Origin of the sequence: Klebsiella sp. RCJ4, assembly GCF_009025755.1 — a bacterium.
Taxonomy (GTDB): Bacteria; Pseudomonadota; Gammaproteobacteria; order Enterobacterales; family Enterobacteriaceae; genus Klebsiella; species Klebsiella michiganensis.
Window position 1 is genome coordinate 145496 of the sequence record NZ_WCIN01000046.1, and the last position, 21428, is coordinate 166923.

The following is a 21428-nucleotide window of genomic DNA, read 5'->3' on the forward strand; positions in this document are numbered from 1 at the left end:
ATTAAGACTCCAGGGCAATCCAGATAGTTTTCAGTTCAGTGAATTTTTCCAGCGCGTGCAGGGACTTATCGCGTCCGTTGCCGCTCTGCTTATAGCCGCCGAAGGGCACGGTCATATCGCCATCGTTGTAGTTGTTCACAAAGACGGAGCCGGCTTTCAGACGGCGGCTGACGCGGTGAGCGCGGGAGAGATCGCGGGTCCAGACCGCCGCGCCGAGGCCGTAGCGGCTGTCGTTGGCCAGCGCCAGCGCCTGCTCTTCGGTTTTAAAGCGGGTCACCACCAGCACCGGGCCGAAGATCTCCTCCTGGCTGAGGGCGGAGGCGGGGTCGACGTCGACGAAGATGGTCGGGCCGACCGCCGCGGGCCACGGATTTTTACGTCCATCCAGCAGCAGCGTGCTGTGCGCTTCGCCGGCGCGAATAAAGCTGTGGACGCTATCGGCGTGGCTGTTGTCGATCAGCATGCCCATGGTGGTATTCGGGTCGAGCGGATTGCCAGGCTGCCAGCCCTTTGCCTGCTCTTTTAGCAGGTCGAGAAAGCGGTCGGCGATGCTCTCCTCAAGCAGCAGACGGGTACCGGCGATACAGACCTGGCCCTGATTGTAGAAAATACCGCCGGCGGTGGCGTTAACCGCTTTTTGCAGGTCCGGGCAGTCGGCAAAGACGATATTGGCGCTTTTACCGCCCGCCTCCAGCCAGACGCGCTTCATATTGCTGTCGCCCGCGTCTTTCAGCAGCTGTTTACCGGTGCGGGTGGAGCCGGTAAAGGTGATGACTTCAACGTCATGATGCTGCGCCAGCGCCTGACCGGCCTCATGGCCGAAACCGCTCACCACGTTGAATACGCCGTCCGGCAGCCCGGCCTGTTTCGCCAGGCCCGCCAGGCGCAGAGCGGTAAGCGGGGATTTTTCCGACGGCTTAAGCACCACGCTGTTGCCGGACGCCAGCGCCGGGCCAAGCTTCCAGCAGGCCAGCAGCAGCGGAAAATTCCACGGCACAACCGCCGCAATCACGCCAATCGGTTCGCGGACGATCATGGCCAGCTCGTTGCCGCCGGTGGGGGCGACTTCGCCGTACACTTTATCGATGGCTTCGGCGTACCAGCGGATCGCGCGGGCGGCGCCGGGGACATCGTCGCGCAGGCTGTGGCGAATCGGTTTACCGGTGTCGAGGGTTTCCAGCAGCGCCAGCTCTTCGCGATGGGCTTCCATCAGGTCGGCGAATTTATGCAGCACCGCTTTGCGCTGGGCAGGGGAGGCCTGCGACCAGTCGCCGCGATCGAAGACGCCGCGGGCGGCCTGGACCGCGCGATCGACGTCGGCCTTTTTGCCGCGCGCGACCTCGGCGAGCGTCTGTTGGGCGGTAGGGTCGACGGTGGCGAACACGCTATTATCGGCGGCGGCGCTGTATTCGCCGTTAATAAATAGCCGCGTTTCAATCGCGATATTGTTTGCTTTTTCTTGCCAGTAAGCCAGGTTGTGAAAATCCATCATGACTCCTTAATGACATAATCGGAAAAATAAAAAAGTGGTGATTTCAGATCCTCAGGGCGCAGGGCGTCCCCGGGGTTGAGTACCGTTTAAATTGCCCATTAACAGGCGTGAATTATCCGGGGCCAGCGGAATAAGTCTTTCCGCATTGCGCAAGGTGAACTGCGTTATCTTCGCGCCGCCGGAGTTCGCCTCCGGCGGCGCAGGCCTGAAGAAAGCCTGAGAAAACCTCAGGCGAAAAAATCAGAATGTGGTGGGGGTATGGGCGCTGATAATTCGGCAGATACCCGCCGAGGTGTTGCTGAAGCTATGCGGTATGCCGGTGTTAATGGCATAGCTTTGCCCAGCCACCAGATGATACGCCTGACCGTTGATGGTCAGCACGACTTCACCTTCCAGTATGGTGCCTATCTCCTCACCCTGATGCTTGATCCTCTCCCCGGTTGTGGTTCCAGGCTGGTACGTTTCAAAAATCATCGCCAGCGTGCGGTTCGGATTGCCATTATGAACCAGCTTCATCGACACCCCCTGACTGCCGATTTCAATCAGATCGTCCTGATTGATAACCACCTGCGGTTCAGCCGGTTTTTCTGGTTCAGAAAAGAATTCCGAGAGCGACAGCCCGTAGACTTTCAGCAGCTTTTGCAGCGTACTGATCGCAGGACTGACTTTGTCCTGCTCTATGGTGCTGATGGCACTATGTGTTAACCCAGACAGTTCGGCGGCACGACGCTGTGAGAGACCCAGCTGTTGGCGGATCTCTGACAGACGTTTCCCTGGCGCCAGTCCGTCATCGCTCATATTTGCATTTCCTTAACGGTAGTGGTCAGAGTCGCTGTTTTTCAGCAATATAGCTCTGACAGGCGGTGATAAAACCTTCAAACAACATTCGCGACAGGGCGTATTCGCTACTGTTCCATTCAGGATGCCACTGCACGCCGAGGGCGAAAGGGTGGTCGTTAACGCTGACCGCTTCCACCAGCCCGTCCGGAGAACGCGCCTCCACGCGCAGCCGTGGACCCGTCGTTTTTGCTCCCTGCCCGTGTAACGAGTTTACCCAAAACGTGTTGCAGCCCGGTATTAACTGAGAAAGTAATCCTCCTTGCTGAACCTGAACTTCATGCGAGGGCGCGTATTGCTGCTCGACGGGAAGTTCGGGGTCTTCGCGGTGCTCAAGAAGCTCAGGCTGCTCGAACAGACGACGATACAGAGTCCCGCCGGTGGCGACAACCAGTTCCTGTAGTCCACGGCAGATGGCGAAAATGGGGATGCGCCTTTCGAGCGCGGCGTCGATCAGCGCCATGCTCAGAAGATCACGCCCGGGATCGGCGTCAGGCTCATCGCCGTTTTCACCATAAAGGTGCGGCTGTACGTTGCTCGGGCTGCCGGGCAGATAAATGCCGTCCAGTTTCGGCAGTAGCGCAGAAAGCAGTTCCGGCTCGGCCAGCGCGTGCGGCAGGGCAATCGGCACGCCGCCGGCGTTCACAATCGCGTTCAGGTACTTCTCTTGCAGAGTCTGGGTCTGGTGACCCTTAAGCCTGTTTCGACACATCACTACGCCAATAACTGGCTTGTACATTATATTTTCCATGATCGCCCTCACAAAGTGGACTAAATTATGACCGGATTAGCGGGTAAAACGGCCATTTCGTTCAATATTTTCTCAATCTAGCAGCGGATATAGCCCTTTGCAAACTTAATTTAACATTTGACAAACAATTTGTTTGCATACACATTCGAAGGGTGGACATTATATTTAACAGTGCCATTCAGGGTCCGAAACTAAAACAACGGCGGTGAATCATGGAAACCAATATCGTAGAAGTTGAGAATTTTGTTCAGCAGTCGGAAGAGAGACGGGTCAGCGCATTCACCTGGGAAGTGAAGCGCTACCTCGAGCGTTACCCCAATACGCAATACGTTGATGTGCTGCTAACCGACCTGAACGGCTGCTTCCGCGGTAAGCGGATCCCGGTGTCCAGCCTGAGCAAGCTGGAGAAGGGGTGCTATTTCCCGGCTTCGGTGTTTGCGATGGATATTCTCGGCAACGTGGTGGAAGAGGCGGGGCTCGGCCAGGAGATGGGCGAACCGGACCGCACCTGCGTGCCGGTGCTGGGAACTTTAACCCCGTCGGCGGCGGACCCGGAATACATTGGTCAGGTTCTGCTGACCATGGTTGATGAAGATGGCGCTCCCTTTGACGTTGAGCCGCGGAACGTGCTGAACCGGCTCTGGCAGCAGCTGCGCCAGCGCGGGCTGTTCCCCGTGGTAGCGGTAGAGCTGGAGTTCTATTTACTTGACCGCAAGCGCGACGCGGAAGGTTACCTGCAGCCGCCGTGCGCGCCGGGAACCGGCGATCGCAATACCCAAAGCCAGGTTTACTCCGTCGACAACCTCAACCACTTTGCCGACGTGCTTAACGAAATCGATGAGATCGCCCAGCTCCAGCTGATCCCCGCCGACGGCGCGGTGGCGGAAGCCTCTCCCGGCCAGTTTGAAATCAACCTCCACCATACCGATAACGTGCTCGACGCCTGCGATGATGCGCTGGCGTTAAAACGTCTCGTGCGTTTGATGGCGGAGAAGCATAAGATGCACGCCACTTTTATGGCGAAACCCTATGAAGAGCACGCCGGTAGCGGGATGCATATCCATATCAGCATGCAGAACAACAAAGGCGAGAACGTGCTGGCGGACGCGGACGGCGAAGATTCCGCGATGTTAAAACGCGCGCTCGCCGGGATGATTGACCTGATGCCGGCGTCGATGGCGCTGCTGGCGCCGAACGTGAACTCGTATCGTCGTTTCCAGCCGGGAATGTACGTGCCGACTCAGGCGTCGTGGGGGCACAACAACCGGACGGTGGCGCTGCGCATTCCGTGCGGCGATCGGCACAATCACCGCGTCGAGTATCGCGTGGCCGGGGCGGACGCCAACCCGTATCTGGTGATGGCGGCGATTTTTGCCGGCATCCTCCACGGTCTGGATAATCCGCTGCCGTTACAGGAAGAGGTGGAGGGCAACGGCCTCGAGCAGGAGGGGCTGCCGTTCCCGATTCGCCAGAGCGATGCGCTGTGGGAGTTTATGCAAAACGATCATCTGCGCGAGCGGCTTGGCGAACGCTTCTGCCACGTTTATCACGCCTGTAAAAATGACGAATTACTGCAGTTTGAGCGTCTGATCACAGAAACTGAAATCGAGTGGATGTTGAAAAACGCCTGATTTTCGCCCCGCGAGGGGCGCTTTAGCATTATCACGAGTAGCATCATGCGGCCTGAGCGGAGCCTGGTCGGACGTTTTTGCTGGGAGCCCAGCCATTCCCGGATGTCGCGTTAAGGAGCGCAGGCGGCAACGGGGCTTCAGTTAACGACACAGTGTGTAACGAGGTAGGAAATGATGCAGATGTTTAAATATCCGCAGGGAGAAGGGGGCCGTCATGGCCGCATGGAATGCGTCGCCACCGCCGCTCGTCGGTTCTTTTTACCTTTTGATTTGCCATTAACCCCGTTGCGAAGCAGGTTGGTTTCCCGGTCTCTACGACCGCAAACCCAGGTGTGCAGCGGGGGAAATGGCTATGGCTATTAATCCCTCTCTCGATAACGCCTCCGGGGCGGAAAAACCGCGCCTGCGCAAGTCTCTCAAGCTGTGGCAGGTGGTGATGATGGGCCTCGCCTATCTGACGCCGATGACGGTTTTCGATACTTTCGGCATCGTCTCCGGCATCAGCAACGGCCACGTCCCGGCGTCCTATCTGCTGGCGCTGGCCGGGGTGCTGTTTACCGCCATCAGCTACGGCAAGCTGGTGCGCCAGTTTCCGCAGGCGGGCTCGGCCTATACCTATGCGCAGAAGTCGATCAGCCCGCACGTCGGTTTTATGGTGGGCTGGTCATCGCTGCTGGATTATCTATTCCTGCCGATGATCAACGTGCTGCTGGCGAAGATTTATCTTTCCGCGCTGTTTCCGGACGTGCCGCCCTGGGTGTGGGTGGTGACGTTTGTGGCTATTCTCACCGCGGCGAACCTGAAAAGCGTCAACCTGGTGGCGAACTTCAACACCCTGTTCGTGCTGGTGCAGATCTCGATTATGGTGGTCTTTATCGTGCTGGTGGTGCAGGGGTTGCATAAAGGGGAAGGGGTGGGCACCGTCTGGTCGCTCCAGCCGTTTATTAGCCAGAATGCGCACCTGATTCCGATCATTACCGGGGCGACGATAGTCTGCTTTTCGTTCCTCGGTTTCGATGCGGTGACCACGCTTTCCGAAGAGACGCCGGACGCCGCGCGGGTGATCCCGAAGGCCATTTTCCTTACTGCGGTCTACGGTGGGGTGATTTTTATCGCCGCCTCGTTCTTTATGCAGCTCTTTTTCCCCGATATTAGCCGTTTTAAAGACCCGGACGCGGCGCTGCCGGAGATCGCCCTCTACGTTGGCGGCAAGCTGTTCCAGTCGATTTTCCTGTGCACGACGTTTGTGAATACCCTGGCCTCAGGCCTGGCTTCGCACGCCAGCGTGTCACGGCTGCTGTACGTCATGGGCCGCGATAACGTTTTCCCGGAGCGCATTTTCGGCTACGTCCATCCGAAATGGCGTACCCCGGCGCTGAATGTGATCATGGTGGGGATTGTCGCGCTGTCGGCGCTGTTCTTTGACCTGGTCACCGCCACGGCGCTGATTAACTTTGGCGCGCTGGTGGCGTTTACCTTCGTTAACCTGTCGGTATTTAACCACTTCTGGCGGCGTAAAGGTTTTAACAAAACCTGGAAAGATCGCTTTCACTATCTGCTTTTGCCGATGGTGGGCGCGCTAACGGTGGGCGTACTGTGGATTAACCTGGAGGCGACCTCGCTGACGCTGGGTCTGATATGGGCGGGCCTCGGGCTGCTGTATCTGACGTATCTGACCCGCCGCTTCCGCAAGCCGCCGCCGCAGTTTGACGGCGCCAAGGCGGAACAGGCCTGGGAATCGTAACGATTTTTTACGCCGATACAAAGGCAGGCGATTGAGCCTGCCTTCTTTTTTGTCATTCTCGTTTGAAATCAGGCGCTCGGGAGGAGATAGCAGGGGCAGAAGGTAAGAATAGTGAGGACGTATTATTTCTTTTTCTTATGAGTTGGCAGCTGTGCAGAGCGCCGATCCTTCACATAGGAGACCAGGCTGAAGATGGCTACTCCCAGCAAAACCACCGCGACGATAAAGAGCAGGATACCTGACATAGATTAACCTAATGTTATGTTTAACATGAAGAAAAAATACCGTGATATCGAGATAATAGCATCGGGATATTTCTTAAAGATGACCCGATGAATCAGACGAGAATAGACTGCCAGCAATACACTGAAATTATTATTTACATGAATAAATGTGAAGAGTAAAGCAAAGGCGTGGTGAAAAAATGAACGGGTTACACTCGTTTAAGCGAATTTACAGACGAGAGTCCCACAGGCTGCTACCCTTGGCCCGCTTAAATAGGGTTGAGAGTAATAAATGTTTAACAAGCATATCATCGGTCTTATTGGGCCGTTGTTGATTCTGACTTCATTCCATAGCCTGGCTGACGCCGGGCATCCGTCAATTCGTGAACGTATTGTCGAGCAGGTGTTAAAACCCTGCGAAGGAAAAAAAGCCGGCGATAAAGTGCAGATCGTCGACCATCGCGGCGGCAAGCATGCGGCTATCTGCACGCTGGCGGCGGTACCGCTACCGGAGTAACGCCCTCCCTCTGATTTCAGCCTCCTTTCGTTCTGGCGGAAAGCGTATTTCTTTCCGCACTTTGCGAGCCATTGCCCGGAAAAATGTCATAAATTTGTCACAATTAAGGCGATGATAATCACTGACTGAGGATTAAGGGATGAGAAAAAGTCTACTCGCTGCCGCCGTCACCGGCGTTATTTTACTCTCCGCCGGCGTCCAGGCGCAGGAACAGGCGGCACCGGAGGGGTACCAGCTTCAGCAGGTGCTGATCATGAGCCGCCATAACCTGCGCGCGCCGCTGGCGAACAACGGCAGCGTGCTGGAGCAATCAACGCCGAAGTCCTGGCCTGAGTGGGATGTCCCCGGCGGCCAGCTGACCACCAAGGGCGGGGTGCTGGAAGTGTATATGGGGCACTATATGCGCGAATGGCTGGCGCAGCAGGGGCTGGTGACCAGCGGCGAATGCCCGCCGGAGAACGCGGTCTACGCCTATGCCAATAGCCTGCAGCGCACCGTCGCCACCGCGCAGTTCTTTATCACCGGCGCGTTTCCCGGCTGCGGCGTGACCGTGCACCATCAGGAAAAAATGGGCACCATGGACCCGACGTTTAATCCGGTGATCGTCGACGATTCCGCCGCGTTTAGCGAAAAGGCGGTGCAGGCGATGGAGAAAGAGCGGCAGGGGATGCAGCTGAGCGAAAGCTATAAGCTGCTGGAGGAGATGACCGACTACCGTAACTCCCCGTCCTGCAAAGAGAAGCAGCAGTGCTCGCTGAGCGATGCGAAAGATACCTTTAGCGCCAAATATCAGCAGGAGCCGGGCGTTTCCGGGCCGCTTAAAGTCGGCAACTCGCTGGTTGACGCCTTTACGCTGCAATATTACGAAGGTTTCCCGAAAGACCAGGTGGCGTGGGGCGAAATCGCCAGCGATAAGCAGTGGCAGGTGCTGTCGAAGCTGAAAAACGGCTATCAGGACAGTCTCTTCACCTCGCCGGAAGTGGCGCGCAACGTGGCTAAACCGCTGGTGAAATATATCGATAACGCGCTGGTGGGCGACGCGGCGAAAGCGGCGAAAGTCACGCTGCTGGTGGGGCACGATTCCAATATCGCCTCGCTGCTGACGGCGCTGGATTTTAAACCTTATCAGCTGCACAACCAGTACGAACGTACGCCCATCGGCGGCAAGCTGGTGTTCCAGCGCTGGCATGATAAGAGCGGCAATCGCGACTTGATGAAGATTGAGTACGTGTATCAAAGTACCGAACAGCTGCGCAATGCCGATGCGCTGACCCTGCAATCGCCGCCGCAGCGGGTGACGCTGGCGCTAAACGGTTGTCCGGTCGATGACAACGGCTTCTGTCCGATGGACACCTTTAAAAAAGCGATGGCCGAGGCCACGAAGTAGCAGAGTATAAAAAACCCGGAGCAATCCGGGTCTTGCTGCCGATGTTTAGCCTTGTCTTGTAGCCCGAACAGGCGCAACGCCCCGCCTCCGGGAAGCTCATGCAAGAACTCCCGGAGGCGGTACTGCGTACCTGTCCCGGCTACACGTTCTTGCGTTCGATAGTTTGTTCGCCCCAGAACAGGGAGTCTTTGTCGGTTTTGGCGAAGGCGAGGGGCAGGACTTCATCGCTGCCTTCTTCCCAGATTTTCTCCGCCAGCTTTTCATCGTAATTGGCTAATTCAAAAATCGCCTCGGCAATTTCGGGAGACGTATTGCGCAGACTGGCCCATTCACCCACGCGGTGGGCCTTTGTTTCTTGATTCGGCATGCTTGTCCTCCTGCTGAAGATTAACCGTGTAATTTCACTGCCAGACCCGCAACGTGTTGCCCCTGATAGCGGGCAATGGCTAATTCTTCTTCACTTGGCTGGCGTGAGCCGTCGCCGCCGGCAATGGTGGTGGCGCCGTAAGGCGTGCCGCCGCGAACCTGCGAGACATCAAACAGCTCCTGGGCGCCGTAGCCAATCGGTACAATAATCATCCCGTGGTGGGCAAGCGTGGTCCAGGTTGAGGTGATGGTTTGCTCCTGACCGCCGCCGGTACCGGTTGAGCTGAATACGCTGGCCAGTTTGCCGTACAGCGCTCCGGACGCCCACAGGCCGCCGGTCTGATCGAGAAAGGTGCGCATCTGTCCGGACATATTGCCGAAACGGGTTGGGGTACCAAAGATGATGGCGTCGTACTCAGCCAGCTCCTGCGGCGTGGCGACGGGCGCGTTTTGCGTTTTCCCGCCTGCTTTGGCAAAAACCTCTGCCTGCATGGTTTCCGGCACGCGCTTCACGACCACTTCAACGCCATCTACCTTATTTGCTCCTTCGGCGACGGCATGCGCCATGGTCTCAATGTGTCCGTACATGGAATAATAAAGCACCAGAATCTTAGCCATTTGCATCACTCCTCGGTTGCGTTATGAGCCAGCCAGTCGACTGGCTACCTTTAAAGATAAGACCTCTGGCGAAGAGTGCAAATGCAACAATCATTTATTTGATTTATAACAACATTGCTAACATTCAGGGCTGTTGCAAAAAGATACATCTTCAGCGGCGCTATTTTAGGCTGTCATAAGAGTCGCTTAGCGCGCGTCCGGCGCAATAGCGGCAGTTCTTATACAAAATCTATTTCAGAATGTGACGATATCCACCCGGCACGGCTTTCCTTCGCTAACCTTAAAAGCACGTGATACGCAACCCGTATCGCGGAGGCCAGAGCCTCGTGTTTCACCTAATGCAGCATGATGTCTAACCTAAATGGAGGTCAGTAATGGCAAACCATCGTGGCGGTGCCGGCAACTTTGCCGAAGACCGTGAAAGAGCATCAGAAGCAGGTCGTAAAGGTGGCCAGCATAGCGGGGGGAACTTTAAAAACGATCCTCAACGCGCTTCCGAAGCGGGCAAGAAAGGGGGCAAAAACAGTCATGGTAGCCGCGAAAGCTAGCGCGCCGGATTGTTGCTGATGGGGGTTAATCTCCCGGGCCCGACCCCATCACCCTCGCCGCCGACGTCACGTCGGCGGTTTTTTTTCCGCTTTGCAGGTTCCGCTAAGCGGGAGGAACGCCCGGCTCGCGGCGTAAACGCCTTAGCCGGGCTACGGGGTGACGCTGTTTTGTAGCCCCGGTAAGCGCAGCGCGACCGGGGATTTCCCGGTACGGGTCTGCTGGCGTTGCACGCTTTCATACCGGGGTGACGTTGGTTTGCCCGGCCTCACGCGGACGGCGGTTAAGCAGAGCGTGGAGCAGGATCGCGCCGAAGGTGGCCGTCCCGATGCCGCCGAGGGTAAAGCCGCCGAGCGAAAGCGCGAAGTCGCCCGCCCCCAGCACCAGCGTCACCGCCACCATAATCAGATTTGCGTTCTGGCTCAAATCCACGCGGTTCTGCACCCAAATTCGCGCGCCCGCGACGGCAATCAGGCCGAACACCACAATTGATGCGCCGCCGATCACCGGTCCCGGAATGGTATGGATCAGCGCGCCGAATTTCGGTGAAAACCCAAGCAGCATCGCAATCAGCGCCGCCGCGACGAACACCAGCGTCGAGTACACTTTGGTGACCGCCATCACGCCGATATTCTCCGCGTAGGTGGTCACGCCGCTGCCGCCAACCGAGCCGGAGAGCATTGTTGCCAGTCCGTCGCCGACGAACGCGCGGCCCATATACGGGTCCATATTGCGCCCGGTCATCCCGGCAACCGCCTTCAGGTGGCCGAGGTTTTCCGCCACCAGAATCACCGCCACGGGAGCGATCAGCATCATTGCCTGGCCGTTAAAGGTCGGGGCGGTCATCTGCGGCAAACCGAACCACGCCGCCTGCTCAAGCAGGCTAAAATCCAGCGGCTTGCCCAGCCCGAGGCCGTTGGCCAGCAAGGCGTACAGCGCGCAGGCGATAATCAGCCCGACGAGGATCAGCAGCCGCTGCAGCATCCCGCGGGTAAACACCGCGACCAGGCCGATGCACAGCACCGTCAGCACCGCCATCCAACCGTCGAACGGCGTTGCTGATACGCTGCGTACCGCGATTGGCGCGAGGTTAAGGCCTATCGCCATGACCACCGCGCCGGTGACTACCGGCGGCATCAGCCGCTCAATCCAGCGGGTGCCGATTTTCATCACCACAAGGCCAATCAGGGTATAAACCAGCCCGCAGAGGATAATGCCGCCCAGCGCGACGCTAAGGTGCGGGTTAAGCCCCTGGCCGTTGAAGCCGGTAACGGCGATGACCACGCCGACAAAGGCGGCGCTGGAGCCAAGGTAGCTCGGCACGCGCCCGCCGGTAACCAAAAAGAACAGCAGGGTGCCGATGCCGGACATCAGGATCGACAGATTGGGATCCAGCCCCATCAGGATTGGCATCAGGACGGTCGCGCCAAACATCGCCACCGCGTGCTGAACGCCCATCACCACGGTTTGCCCGACCGACAGCCGTTCATCGGGGGCCACGACGCCGGACGCGGCGGAGGGGGAGGTTAACTGCCAGCGAGGAAAATCGAAGAGAGCCATGATGAGATCCTGGGTTTAGGGTTAACAGGCTGGACGCATCAGCGTGTGGTAGCCGCGGTCGAACCACATCAGTCCGCGCGGTTCCGGATGGCGTACAATCGCCGCCACTTCGCAAAACAGGATGTCGTGAGTTCCGACGCTGACGATCTGGCTGATACGGCAGTCGAAGCTGACCAGCGCCGCTTCCAGACGCGGACAGCCGGTCGCGCCGGTTTGCCAGTCGGCGGCGGCGAAGCGCTCCGCCATCGGCGTTTTACCGCCGAAAAGGTTCGAGAGTCCTTCCTGACCGGCCGCCAGGGTATTAACGCACAGGGCCTGGTGCTGGCTGAAGATCGGCCATACCGAGGCGGAACGATTCAGGCACACCAGCAGCGTGGGCGGCGCGTCGGTAACGCTGCAGACGGCGCTGGCGGTAAAGCCGGCGCGGCCTGCGGGACCATCGGTGGTGATGATGTTGACCGCCGCCCCGACTTGGGCCATGGCGTCGCGAAAGCTTTGTTTATCGGCAGTAGACATGCGGGCTCCTTATGCCAGCTGGCAGGCATCATCAAAAGGCAGACGCGGCAGGCGAGCGTACAGCTTGCCGGGATCGCCGTAGCCGATATTAACCAGCAGGTTGCTTTTCCAGGCGCCGTCGGCAAAAAACGCCGCATCGACTTTTTCGCGGTCAAAGCCCGACATGGGGCCGGTGTCCAGACCCAGCGCGCGGCAGGCGAAAATCAGGTACGCCGCCTGCAATGAACCGTTGCGAAAGGCGGTCTCTTCCACCATCTGCGGGCTGGAGGTAAACCAGCTGCGGGCGTCGCCGTGAGGGAACAGCTCCGGCAGCCGGTCATAGAACGCGCTGTCCCAGGCGACGATAGCGGTGACCGGCGCCTGCAGGGTCTTCGCAACGTTGCCGCTCGACAGAGCCGGGCGCAGCTTCTCTTTGCCTTCCGGCGTGCGGATGAAAACGAAGCGCGCCGGGGAGCAGTTAGCGGAGGTCGGTCCCATTTTCAGCAAGGCGTAGATTTCACGCAGCTGCTCGTCGCTGACCGGCCTGTCCAGCCAGCCGTTGTGGGTTCGGGCCTCGGTAAACAGCGCGGCGCAGGCGGCCGGGCTAATGGCTTCGCTCATAGGTTCTCCTGGGGGACGGGCAGCATCGCGGCCAGCCCGTCGCATAAAATAGGGTTAAAGGTGGCGGTATCGGTAACGTTGCAGGCGTGGCCGCCCCAGGCCATTTCCGCCAGCTGGCTGCCGGGGATTGCCGCCTGCAGCACGCGGGAGCAGGAGGCCGGGACCAGCAGATCGTCAGCGGCGCTGATAATCAGCGTCGGGCAGGTTATCGCTGCCGCCCGCCGCGAAAAGTCGGCCTGCTTGAGGGCGTTCAGCCTTTTCAGTAAATTCTCTTTGCCCTGGAAATGGCTGATGGCGAGCGCGTCTTCGGCCTCCAGCCGCGGCAGGCGAGAAGCCATCCACTCCGCCGGATAGAGGAACAGCGGCTGCGCTTCTACCCACGCCTGCGCGCCGCCCGCGTGCAGCAGGCGTTCGCGCACCAGAAAGCAGCGGCGGGTATGCGGGGAGAGCGTCAGCCAGCCGTTCACCAGCACCAGGGCGCTTATCGCTTCGGGATGGTCCAGCGCCAGCTGCAGACCGATCAGCGCGCCCAGGGCGTGGCCGACCAGCGCAAAACGCACAATCCCCGCCGCCTGCAGCGCCGCGTTAAGCTCCTGCGCCATGGCCGCCATGCTGTAGCCGACGGGCAGGGGGCCGCCGTTTTCACCGGTGCCGTTATGGTCATAGCTCACCAGCTGATAGTACGGTTCGAGCGCCGCCCGCTGCGGTAGCCAGTAGCCGCCCGCGCCGCCGAGCCCGGCGCTCAGAACCACCACCGGCGCGCCCGGATAAGGCGCCGGGGAGACATTTAGCTTCATCATGCCGGCTTCCCGATATGCGCGACGGTGGCTATTTCCACCAGCGCATCGGGCTTCACCAGCCCGCACTGAATACAGAAACGCGCCGGTTTGTCGCCGGGGAAGAACTCCGCGTAGACCTCATTAATCGCGGCGTAGTTTTTCCAGTCGGTGATAAAGATGCTGTTGAAGGTCACATCCGCCATACTGCCCCCCGCCGTCTCGATAACGCTCTTGATGGTTTCCAGCACGTGGCGGGTTTGCGCCTTTGGGTCGCCGATATAAACCACGTTGTTTTGCTTATCAAACGGCAGGGTGCCGGAGACGTAAACCACGCCGTCGGCCAGCGTGCCCGGGACAAACGGGGCGATAGGCGTGGTGGTGCCTGGCGGAATAATCACCTGTTTAGGCATAACGTTTCTCCTCGGAAAAGGCGCGCGGCGCGGCGGGCTCAAGGGCGGTACAGAAGCTGGCGACATCGCTGACCCAGCCAAAGAAGGTTTCGATATTGAACAGCGCCGCCTGCTGGGCGAACGCCGGACCGGCCTGATGGGTGGCGTCTTCCAGCACGATACCGAAATACTCGAGGAAGAAGCCGTCGCGCAGGGTCGATTCCACGCAGACGTTGGTGGCAATACCGGTAAAGATCAGATGGCGGATGCCGCGGCTGCGCAGAATGCTGTCGAGCGCGGTGTTAAAGAAGCCGCTGTAGCGCGGTTTCGGTAGCACGATATCGCCGGGCTGCGGCTTAAGCTGATCGACCAGCTGATAGTCCCAGCCGCCTTTCGCCAGCAGCTTGCCCTGCAGCTCCGGGTTCTTTCGCATGGTTTTCAGCGCGTTGGATTTATGAAAATTCGGCGAACCGGGGCCGCCGGCCTCCACGTACTGGTCGTCCCAGCCGTTCTGGAACCAGATAATCAGCATCCCGGCGGCGCGCGCGGCGGCCACGGCGACGTTGATATTGTCGATAACCGGGCGGGTGGCGGAAACGTCAAATCCGGCGAGGTCGAGATAGCCGCCCTGGCTGGCGTAGGCGTTCTGCATATCGACAACGATCAGCGCGCTCTGCTGCGGCGCAAAGGTCAGGGATTCCGGGCGAGCGGGCAGGGTAATCATCAGGCAACCTCTTGAGTCATGGTGGCGATATGGTCGCGGCAGCGCATCAGCGGCTGAATGCGCTGACCAAAGGCTTCGATACCGATAAGGAAATCATCAAACGTCAGCAGCACGCCGTCGGTGCCGGGGACCGCCGCCACTTCGTCGAGCATGCGGGCGACGCTGGCGTAAGAGCCGACAAGGGTGCCCATATTGATGTTGACCGCCGAGGTGGGATCGGCCATCTGGCGCACGTTGGTGTCGCTGCCGGAGCGGGTGTCTTTCTGGCTCTGTTCGGTAAGCCACGCCAGCGCTTCGTCATCGGCGCCGGCTTTGTAATGCTCCCATTTGGCGCGGGCCGCCTCGTCGGTTTCGTCGGCAATCACCATGAACAGGACGTAGGAACCGACGTCGCGGCCGGTTTTTTCCGCCGCCTCCATCATCCGCGCGGCGGTGGGGGCGAAGGCGGCAGGGGTGTTGACCCCTTTGCCGAAGCAGAAGTTGTAGTCAGCGTGCCGGGCGGAGAACGCCATACCGGCGTCGCTTTGCCCGGCGCAGATCACTTTCATCGGCTGCGACGGCTGTGGGCTGACGCGGCAGTCGTTCATGGTGAAGTAGTCGCCTTTAAAGTCGCTGCGCCCGGTTCCCCACAGGTCGCGCAGCACCTGGACATATTCGGTGAGATAGTCGTAGCGGCTGGCGAAGTAGTCGTCGCCCGGCCAGATGCCCATCTGCTCGTATTCAGGCTTTTGCCAGCCGGTGACCAGATTGACGCCAAAGCGGCCGCCGGAGATAGAGTCGATAGTCGAGGCCATGCGCGCGACGATCGCCGGGGGCAGCGTCAGCGTGGCGGCGGTGGCGTAGATCTGAATGCGCGAAGTGACGGCCGCCAGTCCGGCCATCAGGGTGAAGGACTCCAGATTATGATCCCAGAATTCGGTCTTGCCGCCGAAGCCGCGCAGTTTAATCATCGACAGCGCGAAATCGAAGCCGTAGTGTTCGGCTTTTTGCACGATGGCCTTATTGAGCTCAAACGTCGGCATGTACTGGGGAGCATGGGTGGAAATCAGCCAGCCGTTATTACCAATCGGAACGAAGACACCAATTTTCATACCTACCTCTCTGCATGTCGTTGAACAAGAAGGCGCGGCGCTGCATCCTGCATCTCCCTCAATCACCTCGCCTGAAAGATAAAGCAAAGGCGATGCCAGTTTTGCAAAGGCTAATGTTATTAAGGTGTTGCTGGATGGTTGCCGAAAATAGCAGCAATAAAAGTGGACTGAATGGTCAAAATCGGTGCACGAAAAAACCGCAGTCGTGCGCAATCAGGGTGCAGAGAGTCGTGTCGGCGCTGGGCTTTTGCTATGCTGATGGCGTGAAAAGAAGGAGATAACGAATGGCACAGGGCGGCGTGAAAAAGATCGGCAAACGCTCACAGGCGGTGAGCGCGAAAAAAGAGGCTATCCTGGCCGCCGCGCTGGACGCGTTCTCGCAGTTTGGTATCCACGGTACCCGGCTTGAGCAGGTCGCCGAACTGGCCGGGGTATCGAAAACGAACCTGCTCTACTACTACCCGTCGAAAGAGGCGCTGTATATTGCCGTGCTGCAGCAGATTCTGGCTATCTGGCTGGCGCCGCTAAAGGCCTTTCGCGAAGATATCAGCCCGCTGGTGGCCATCGGCGAATATATCCGCCTTAAGCTGGAGGTTTCCCGCGATCACCCGCAGGCGTCAAGGCTGTTCTGCCTGGAGATGCTGCAGGGCGCGCCGCTGCTGATGGGCGAGCTGACCGGCGATCTGAAAGCGCTGGTGGATGAAAAGTCGGCGATTATTTCCGGCTGGGTCGAGAGCGGCAGGCTGGCGCCGGTTGACCCGCAGCATCTGATCTTTATGATCTGGGCGACCACACAGCACTACGCCGATTTCGCCACTCAGGTTGAGGCGGTAACCGGCGCGACGCTGCGCGATGAGGCGTTTTTTCAGCAAACCGTCGATAACGTCCAGCGGATGATTATCGAAGGGATTCGCGTACGTTAATTGGCGGGCGGCAGCGGGCAGCTCTGATCGCCATCCTCGCACTGCAGCAGCGAGGCGAGGAACGATTCGCGCTCGACGGTTTTATCGGACATGCACTGGTTGATCAGCATCGGCTGTACGCTGCCGCCTTCAGCGCCGGAGGCGAGGAATTGACAGTCGGCGTCGCGCAGGGCAATCCACGACAGCTGCGCTTTTTTCAGCAACTCCTGCTGCTTGCCGGAGGCGCGCTTCAGCGCTTCCTGGTACGTTTCATTTAGTTTTTTGTCGTCAGCCTGGTACCGCTCGGCGGTGCACTGGTTCATTTCCGTTTGATTGCTGGCGTTGCTGCATTCGTCCGCCAGCGCATGGGTGCTTGCCAGCAGCGCGGCAAAAGCGAGTAAAGTGCGTTTCATTGGTCAACTCCCATAAAAAAAGCTCCCGTCCGGGAGCCTTAATTAACCACAGCCTGCGTCTGGTGTCATTAGCTGACGTTGTGCCGTCTGCTTTCCCGGGGGCGGCGCAAAGCGCCTTGCCCGGGCTACTGATAGTGCGGGCTGTGGTTGGGTAGCCCGGGTAAGGCATCAGCCGCAACCCGGAAAGCAGGCTTAGCCAATCGTCATCAGGCTGGCGTTGCCGCCGGCCGCGGCGGTATTGACGCTGAGCGAACGTTCAATATAGAGGCGCTCCAGCAGCAGATTGCTCTCGCCGCGGGCGAAGCCCTGCACCGACACGATAGCGCCATCGCGCGCCGCCACCTGTTCGCACAGTTCCCGCAGTTGATCGGAATCGCCGTGGTAGATAACCGCATCGAAAGGCTCGGTCGTCAGGGTTTCCGCTTTGGCGAAGTGGATCCGCGCGCTGACCTCACGCGGCAGCTTTTTCGCCAGCTCGCGCTGCAGAGGGGCGTCCGGCCACAGCACTTCGCAGCCAACGGCGGTCACGCCCGCCAGCTGGGTGAGCGCATCCTGCTCATTATCGGCCACGCACAGCACGCGGTCGCGCGGCATAAAGGTCAGGGTGTTGCGCTCGCCGGTTGGCCCCGGCAGCAGACGCTGGGTTCCGGCCTGCGCCTGCTCGCTGAACTGCTGGCACAGAGCATGCAGTTCCGGGCGATCCGCCGCCCACTGCTGTAAAGCGACCAGCGGTTTTTCCAGCAGCGTCTTCAGCTGCGCGTCCAGCGGATACTCCGCGTCCTGGCGGGCGAGGGTAATCCCGACGGCGTTCTGCGGGCGGCTGGAGAGCAGCCGATACAGATACAGCGGGCCGCCGGCTTTTGGACCCGTACCCGACAGGCCCTCGCCGCCGAACGGCTGCACGCCGACCACGGCGCCGACCATATTACGGTTGACGTACAGGTTACCGACGTTGGCGCTGCCGGTGACCTGAGCGATGGTTTCGTCAATACGGGTATGCACGCCGAGGGTCAGACCGTAGCCGGAGGCGTTAATCTGTTTGACCAGCCCGTCCAGCTCGTTGCGGTTATAGCGCACTACGTGCAGCACCGGGCCGAAGACCTCTTTTTTCAGCTCATCGAAGCTGTCGAGCTCAATCAGCGTCGGCGGAACGAAAGTACCGCTGGTCCACTCGCGGGAATCTTCGCCGGTTTCGCGCACCGCCTGGAAGACTTTGCGCCCTTTGGCGCGCAGCGTCTGGATGTGGCGCTCAATATTCTCTTTGGCTTCGGCGTCAATCACCGGCCCGATATCGGTGGTCAGACGGCCCGGATTGCCCATCCGGCACTCGGCCATCGCGCCGCGCAGCATGGTCAGCGTATGATCGGCGATATCATCCTGCAGGCAGAGTACGCGCAGGGCGGAGCAGCGCTGCCCCGCGCTGTCGAACGCCGAGGCGAGCACGTCGATCACCACCTGCTCGGTTAATGCTGAAGAGTCGACGATCATCGCGTTCATGCCGCCGGTTTCGGCGATCAGCGGCGTCGGACGACCCTGAGCATCCAGCCGGCTGGCGATATTGCGCTGCAGCAGGGTGGCGACTTCGGTTGAGCCGGTAAACATCACGCCGCGTACGCGCTCGTCGGAAGTCAGCGCGGCGCCGACGGTTTCTCCGCGGCCCGGCAGCAGCTGAATAACGCCCGGCGGTACGCCCGCTTCCAGCAGGATCGCCACGCCCTGAGCGGCGATGAGCGGCGTCTGCTCGGCTGGTTTTGCCAGCACGGTATTGCCTGCCGCCAGCGCGGCGGCAATTTGTCCGCTAAAGATCGCCAGCGGGAAGTTCCACGGGCTGATACAGACGACCGGGCCCAGCGGGCGATGGGTTTCGTTGTCAAAATCGTTGCGCACCTGACCGGCGTAGTAGTGGAGGAAGTCCACCGCTTCGCGCACTTCGGCAATCGCGTTGCTGAAGGTTTTCCCCGCTTCGCGCACCAGGATGCCCATCAGGGTCGGCATCTGGCCTTCCATCAGCACCGCGGCGCGTTCGAGGATCGCCGCGCGCTCCTGCGGCGGGGTGGCGAACCAGATTGGCGCGTTGTTAACCGCGCTGGTCAGCGCCTGCTGAACTTCGTCCTCGCTGGCTTCGCGCACGTAGCCGACGATATCTTTTGGCTCAGCCGGGTTCACGACCGGCTGCATTTCGCCTTCGGCCACCGGGTGCTCCAGCATCGGCAGCGCCTGCCATTTATGCAGCGCGCTGTTTAATAACGAGGAGGAGAGGGAGGCCAGACGATGCTCGTTGGCGAGATCCAGACCGGCTGAATTGCTGCGGTCTTTGCCGTAAAGGTCGCGCGGCAGCGGGATTTTCGGGTGCGGAAGACCCACCTGGCCCTCCTGCTGGGCCAGTTTTTCCACCGCGGCGACCGGGTCGGCAACCAGCTCATCCAGCGGCAGGGTGCTGTCGGCGATCCGGTTAACAAACGAGGTGTTGGCGCCGTTTTCCAGCAGACGACGCACAAGGTAGGCCAGCAGCGTTTCGTGGGTGCCGACCGGCGCGTAGATACGGCACGGGCGGTTGAGTTTGCCATCGGCGACTTTACCGGTCACCTGCTCGTACAGCGGCTCGCCCATGCCGTGCAGGCACTGGAATTCGTACTGTCCCGGGTAGTAGTTCTGTCCGGCCAGCTGATAAATTGCCGCCAGGGTGTGGGCGTTATGGGTCGCGAACTGCGGATAGATCAGGCTCGGCACCGCCAGCAGCTTTTTCGCACAGGCCAGATAGGAGACGTCGGTGTAGACCTTGCGGGTATAGACCGGATAGCCTTCGAGACCGTCCATCTGCGCGCGTTTGATTTCGCTGTCCCAGTAGGCGCCTTTGACCAGACGAATCATCAGGCGGCGACGGCTGCGGGTCGCGAGGTCGATTAGGTAGTCAATCACGAACGGGCAGCGTTTCTGATAGGCCTGGATCACAAAGCCAATCCCGTTCCAGCCCGCCAGCTCCGGTTCAAAGCAGAGTTTTTCCAGCAGATCGAGAGAGATCTCCAGGCGATCGGCCTCTTCGGCGTCAATGTTGATACCAATATCGTACTGGCGCGCCAGCAGGGTCAGCGATTTCAGACGCGGGTAAAGCTCTTCCATCGCGCGGTCGTACTGGGCGCGGCTGTAGCGCGGGTGCAGCGCGGAGAGCTTAATCGAAATGCCCGGTCCTTCATAAATGCCCCGTCCGTTGGAGGCTTTGCCGATGGCGTGGATCGCCTGCTGGTAGGAGACCATATAGGCCTGAGCATCGTCGGCGGTCAGCGCCGCTTCGCCCAGCATATCGTAGGAGTAGCGGAAGCCTTTGTCTTCCAGCTTGCGGGCGTTGGCCAGCGCTTCGGCGATGGTTTCGCCGGTGACGAACTGCTCGCCCATCAGGCGCATCGCCATATCGACGCCTTTACGAATCAGCGGTTCGCCGCTTTTGCCGATAATACGGTTCAGCGAGCGCGACAGGCTGGTTTCGTTGTGGGTCGAGACCAGCTTGCCGGTAAACAGCAGCCCCCAGGTGGCGGCGTTGACGAACAGCGACGGGCTGCGGCCGATATGCGACTGCCAGTTGCCGTTGCTGATTTTGTCGCGGATCAGGGCATCGCGGGTGGCTTTGTCGGGAATGCGCAGCAGCGCTTCCGCCAGGCACATCAGGGCCACGCCTTCCTGCGAGGAGAGCGAGAACTCCTGCAGCAGGCTCTGCACCATTCCGGCGCGGCCGCTGGCGGTTTTCTGATTGCGCAGCTTCTCCGCCAGCTGATAGGCGAGCTTGCGCGCCTGTTCGCCGAGAGTCTGCGGCAGGCGAGCCTGCTCCAGCAGCATCGGCACGGCGTCGGTTTCGGCCCAGCGCCAGGCGGCGGTGATCGACGCGCGGGAAACGGACTGCGGCAGGATCTGCTCGGCGAAATCGAGGAAGGGCTGATAAGGTTCGTCAGCCGGATGACCGGCCTCATCGCTTTCGTTCGCCGCGCCGGACAGCAGCGCCGGCAGCTCCGGCAGCGTCTCGTCGTTTTCCAGCTTTTCCAGATAGTTGAAAATGGCCTGTTTAATCAGCCAGTGCGGCGTGCGGTCAATACGGCTCGCCGCGGATTTAATGCGTTCACGCGTCGCGTCGTCAAGTTTTACACCCATGGTGGTGGTGCCCATGTCAGGAACTCCTGTAATAGAACGTCTTCGTGCCAAGATGAGGTTGCGTAGAAATATCTACCATGTTGCAACTTTGTGCAACCTTGTTAATTGAGAATTGTGTGGCAGGTAGAAAAACGCCGTGAATGTTAAAAATGATGATGAAAATAGCAGGTATTTATCCCCTGTCTAATAAGGTATTTCTAT

At 59.5% G+C, this 21428-nt stretch carries 21 protein-coding genes; 6 read left to right on the plus strand and 15 right to left on the minus strand.

What is annotated here, in order from left to right; translation table 11 throughout:
- Position 1: 1 nt before the first annotated feature.
- The 3 genes from puuC to puuD form a co-directional block, all read right to left on the minus strand.
- The gene (gene puuC / locus F8562_RS26535) at positions 2–1489 is read right to left on the minus strand and encodes an aldehyde dehydrogenase PuuC (RefSeq protein WP_014228789.1); all 1488 of its coding nucleotides are present in this window, start codon (positions 1487–1489) and stop codon (positions 2–4) included.
- A gap of 243 nt (positions 1490–1732) precedes the next feature.
- Positions 1733–2290, minus strand: a complete 558-nt coding sequence (puuR, locus tag F8562_RS26540) for an HTH-type transcriptional regulator PuuR (protein WP_004849766.1) — start codon at positions 2288–2290, stop codon at positions 1733–1735.
- A 25-nt stretch (positions 2291–2315) separates the two neighbouring features.
- Complete coding sequence (puuD, locus tag F8562_RS26545) at positions 2316–3068, minus strand: gamma-glutamyl-gamma-aminobutyrate hydrolase (protein ID WP_014838055.1); 753 nt, start codon at positions 3066–3068, stop codon at positions 2316–2318.
- Positions 3069–3292: 224 nt separating this feature from the next.
- Here puuD and puuA point away from each other — a divergent pair, with 224 nt between their 5' ends.
- Both puuA and F8562_RS26560 read left to right on the plus strand, forming a co-directional pair.
- Entirely contained in the window at positions 3293–4711 is a 1419-nt protein-coding gene (gene puuA, locus F8562_RS26550; protein ID WP_004849770.1) for a glutamate-putrescine ligase, read from the plus strand.
- A gap of 352 nt (positions 4712–5063) precedes the next feature.
- Entirely contained in the window at positions 5064–6455 is a 1392-nt protein-coding gene (locus tag F8562_RS26560) for an APC family permease (RefSeq protein WP_014838056.1), read from the plus strand.
- Positions 6456–6577: 122 nt separating this feature from the next.
- On the opposite strand, the gene F8562_RS26565 is transcribed toward F8562_RS26560, so the two are convergent.
- Positions 6578–6700: a small membrane protein gene (locus tag F8562_RS26565; RefSeq protein WP_004849777.1), complete on the minus strand. Its 123-nt coding sequence runs from the start codon at positions 6698–6700 to the stop codon at positions 6578–6580.
- A 271-nt stretch (positions 6701–6971) separates the two neighbouring features.
- Here F8562_RS26565 and F8562_RS26570 point away from each other — a divergent pair, with 271 nt between their 5' ends.
- On the plus strand, positions 6972–7196 hold the full coding sequence (locus tag F8562_RS26570) for a hypothetical protein (RefSeq protein WP_014838057.1): 225 nt from the start codon (positions 6972–6974) through the stop codon (positions 7194–7196).
- A gap of 139 nt (positions 7197–7335) precedes the next feature.
- Entirely contained in the window at positions 7336–8583 is a 1248-nt protein-coding gene (agp, locus tag F8562_RS26575) for a bifunctional glucose-1-phosphatase/inositol phosphatase (protein WP_014838058.1), read from the plus strand.
- 139 nt (positions 8584–8722) lie between these two features.
- On the opposite strand, the gene F8562_RS26580 is transcribed toward agp, so the two are convergent.
- Together F8562_RS26580 and wrbA are read right to left on the minus strand one after the other, a co-directional pair.
- Positions 8723–8950 carry a YccJ family protein gene (locus F8562_RS26580; protein ID WP_014228794.1) on the minus strand — a complete coding sequence of 76 codons (228 nt, stop codon included), beginning with the start codon at positions 8948–8950 and terminating at the stop codon, positions 8723–8725.
- A 20-nt stretch (positions 8951–8970) separates the two neighbouring features.
- Entirely contained in the window at positions 8971–9567 is a 597-nt protein-coding gene (gene wrbA / locus F8562_RS26585) for an NAD(P)H:quinone oxidoreductase (RefSeq protein ID WP_004100968.1), read from the minus strand.
- A gap of 374 nt (positions 9568–9941) precedes the next feature.
- On the opposite strand from wrbA, the gene F8562_RS26590 reads away from it, so the two are divergent.
- Positions 9942–10115 (plus strand): general stress protein, encoded by a 174-nt coding sequence (locus F8562_RS26590; RefSeq protein WP_004131287.1) that lies wholly within the window; start codon positions 9942–9944, stop codon positions 10113–10115.
- Positions 10116–10350: 235 nt separating this feature from the next.
- Here the strand turns inward: F8562_RS26590 and rutG are convergent, their stop codons facing one another.
- From rutG to rutA, 7 genes are read right to left on the minus strand one after another with little or no spacing between them, the layout of a single operon-like run.
- On the minus strand, positions 10351–11673 hold the full coding sequence (gene rutG / locus F8562_RS26600) for a pyrimidine utilization transport protein G (protein ID WP_009653397.1): 1323 nt from the start codon (positions 11671–11673) through the stop codon (positions 10351–10353).
- A gap of 21 nt (positions 11674–11694) precedes the next feature.
- Positions 11695–12189 (minus strand): NADH-dependent FMN reductase RutF, encoded by a 495-nt coding sequence (gene rutF, locus F8562_RS26605; RefSeq protein ID WP_014838059.1) that lies wholly within the window; start codon positions 12187–12189, stop codon positions 11695–11697.
- A 9-nt stretch (positions 12190–12198) separates the two neighbouring features.
- Entirely contained in the window at positions 12199–12789 is a 591-nt protein-coding gene (locus F8562_RS26610) for a malonic semialdehyde reductase (RefSeq protein ID WP_014838060.1), read from the minus strand.
- A complete protein-coding gene (gene rutD / locus F8562_RS26615) occupies positions 12786–13589 on the minus strand; it encodes a pyrimidine utilization protein D (RefSeq protein ID WP_014838061.1) in 804 nt (267 codons plus the stop codon). The genes F8562_RS26610 and rutD overlap by 4 nt, the downstream gene beginning before the upstream one ends.
- Positions 13586–13978, minus strand: a complete 393-nt coding sequence (gene rutC / locus F8562_RS26620) for a pyrimidine utilization protein C (RefSeq protein ID WP_004131297.1) — start codon at positions 13976–13978, stop codon at positions 13586–13588. Before rutC ends, rutD begins: the two co-directional genes overlap by 4 nt.
- Positions 13971–14681, minus strand: a complete 711-nt coding sequence (gene rutB / locus F8562_RS26625; RefSeq protein WP_004849808.1) for a pyrimidine utilization protein B — start codon at positions 14679–14681, stop codon at positions 13971–13973. Before rutB ends, rutC begins: the two co-directional genes overlap by 8 nt.
- Entirely contained in the window at positions 14681–15772 is a 1092-nt protein-coding gene (gene rutA, locus F8562_RS26630; protein ID WP_014228799.1) for a pyrimidine utilization protein A, read from the minus strand. The genes rutB and rutA overlap by 1 nt, the downstream gene beginning before the upstream one ends.
- A 284-nt stretch (positions 15773–16056) precedes the next feature.
- Here rutA and rutR point away from each other — a divergent pair, with 284 nt between their 5' ends.
- A complete protein-coding gene (gene rutR, locus F8562_RS26635; RefSeq protein WP_004849813.1) occupies positions 16057–16695 on the plus strand; it encodes an HTH-type transcriptional regulator RutR in 639 nt (212 codons plus the stop codon).
- Here the strand turns inward: rutR and F8562_RS26640 are convergent.
- Together F8562_RS26640 and putA are read right to left on the minus strand one after the other, a co-directional pair.
- Positions 16692–17087, minus strand: a complete 396-nt coding sequence (locus F8562_RS26640; protein WP_014228800.1) for a lysozyme inhibitor LprI family protein — start codon at positions 17085–17087, stop codon at positions 16692–16694. The genes rutR and F8562_RS26640 overlap by 4 nt on opposite strands.
- A gap of 192 nt (positions 17088–17279) precedes the next feature.
- Positions 17280–21242 (minus strand): trifunctional transcriptional regulator/proline dehydrogenase/L-glutamate gamma-semialdehyde dehydrogenase, encoded by a 3963-nt coding sequence (putA, locus tag F8562_RS26645; RefSeq protein WP_014838062.1) that lies wholly within the window; start codon positions 21240–21242, stop codon positions 17280–17282.
- Positions 21243–21428: the final 186 nt, after the last annotated feature.

Bases quoted from the DNA above. Each gene is read 5' to 3' on its own strand.
- puuC (WP_014228789.1), bottom strand. From the start codon at position 1,489: ATGGATTTTCACAACCTGGCTTACTGGCAAGAAAAAGCAAACAATATC.
- puuR (WP_004849766.1), bottom strand. From the start codon at position 2,290: ATGAGCGATGACGGACTGGCGCCAGGGAAACGTCTGTCAGAGATCCGC.
- puuD (WP_014838055.1), bottom strand. From the start codon at position 3,068: ATGTACAAGCCAGTTATTGGCGTAGTGATGTGTCGAAACAGGCTTAAG.
- puuA (WP_004849770.1), top strand. From the start codon at position 3,293: ATGGAAACCAATATCGTAGAAGTTGAGAATTTTGTTCAGCAGTCGGAA.
- F8562_RS26560 (WP_014838056.1), top strand. From the start codon at position 5,064: ATGGCTATTAATCCCTCTCTCGATAACGCCTCCGGGGCGGAAAAACCG.
- F8562_RS26565 (WP_004849777.1), bottom strand. From the start codon at position 6,700: ATGTCAGGTATCCTGCTCTTTATCGTCGCGGTGGTTTTGCTGGGAGTA.
- F8562_RS26570 (WP_014838057.1), top strand. From the start codon at position 6,972: ATGTTTAACAAGCATATCATCGGTCTTATTGGGCCGTTGTTGATTCTG.
- agp (WP_014838058.1), top strand. From the start codon at position 7,336: ATGAGAAAAAGTCTACTCGCTGCCGCCGTCACCGGCGTTATTTTACTC.
- F8562_RS26580 (WP_014228794.1), bottom strand. From the start codon at position 8,950: ATGCCGAATCAAGAAACAAAGGCCCACCGCGTGGGTGAATGGGCCAGT.
- wrbA (WP_004100968.1), bottom strand. From the start codon at position 9,567: ATGGCTAAGATTCTGGTGCTTTATTATTCCATGTACGGACACATTGAG.
- F8562_RS26590 (WP_004131287.1), top strand. From the start codon at position 9,942: ATGGCAAACCATCGTGGCGGTGCCGGCAACTTTGCCGAAGACCGTGAA.
- rutG (WP_009653397.1), bottom strand. From the start codon at position 11,673: ATGGCTCTCTTCGATTTTCCTCGCTGGCAGTTAACCTCCCCCTCCGCC.
- rutF (WP_014838059.1), bottom strand. From the start codon at position 12,189: ATGTCTACTGCCGATAAACAAAGCTTTCGCGACGCCATGGCCCAAGTC.
- F8562_RS26610 (WP_014838060.1), bottom strand. From the start codon at position 12,789: ATGAGCGAAGCCATTAGCCCGGCCGCCTGCGCCGCGCTGTTTACCGAG.
- rutD (WP_014838061.1), bottom strand. From the start codon at position 13,589: ATGATGAAGCTAAATGTCTCCCCGGCGCCTTATCCGGGCGCGCCGGTG.
- rutC (WP_004131297.1), bottom strand. From the start codon at position 13,978: ATGCCTAAACAGGTGATTATTCCGCCAGGCACCACCACGCCTATCGCC.
- rutB (WP_004849808.1), bottom strand. From the start codon at position 14,681: ATGATTACCCTGCCCGCTCGCCCGGAATCCCTGACCTTTGCGCCGCAG.
- rutA (WP_014228799.1), bottom strand. From the start codon at position 15,772: ATGAAAATTGGTGTCTTCGTTCCGATTGGTAATAACGGCTGGCTGATT.
- rutR (WP_004849813.1), top strand. From the start codon at position 16,057: ATGGCACAGGGCGGCGTGAAAAAGATCGGCAAACGCTCACAGGCGGTG.
- F8562_RS26640 (WP_014228800.1), bottom strand. From the start codon at position 17,087: ATGAAACGCACTTTACTCGCTTTTGCCGCGCTGCTGGCAAGCACCCAT.
- putA (WP_014838062.1), bottom strand. From the start codon at position 21,242: ATGGGCACCACCACCATGGGTGTAAAACTTGACGACGCGACGCGTGAA.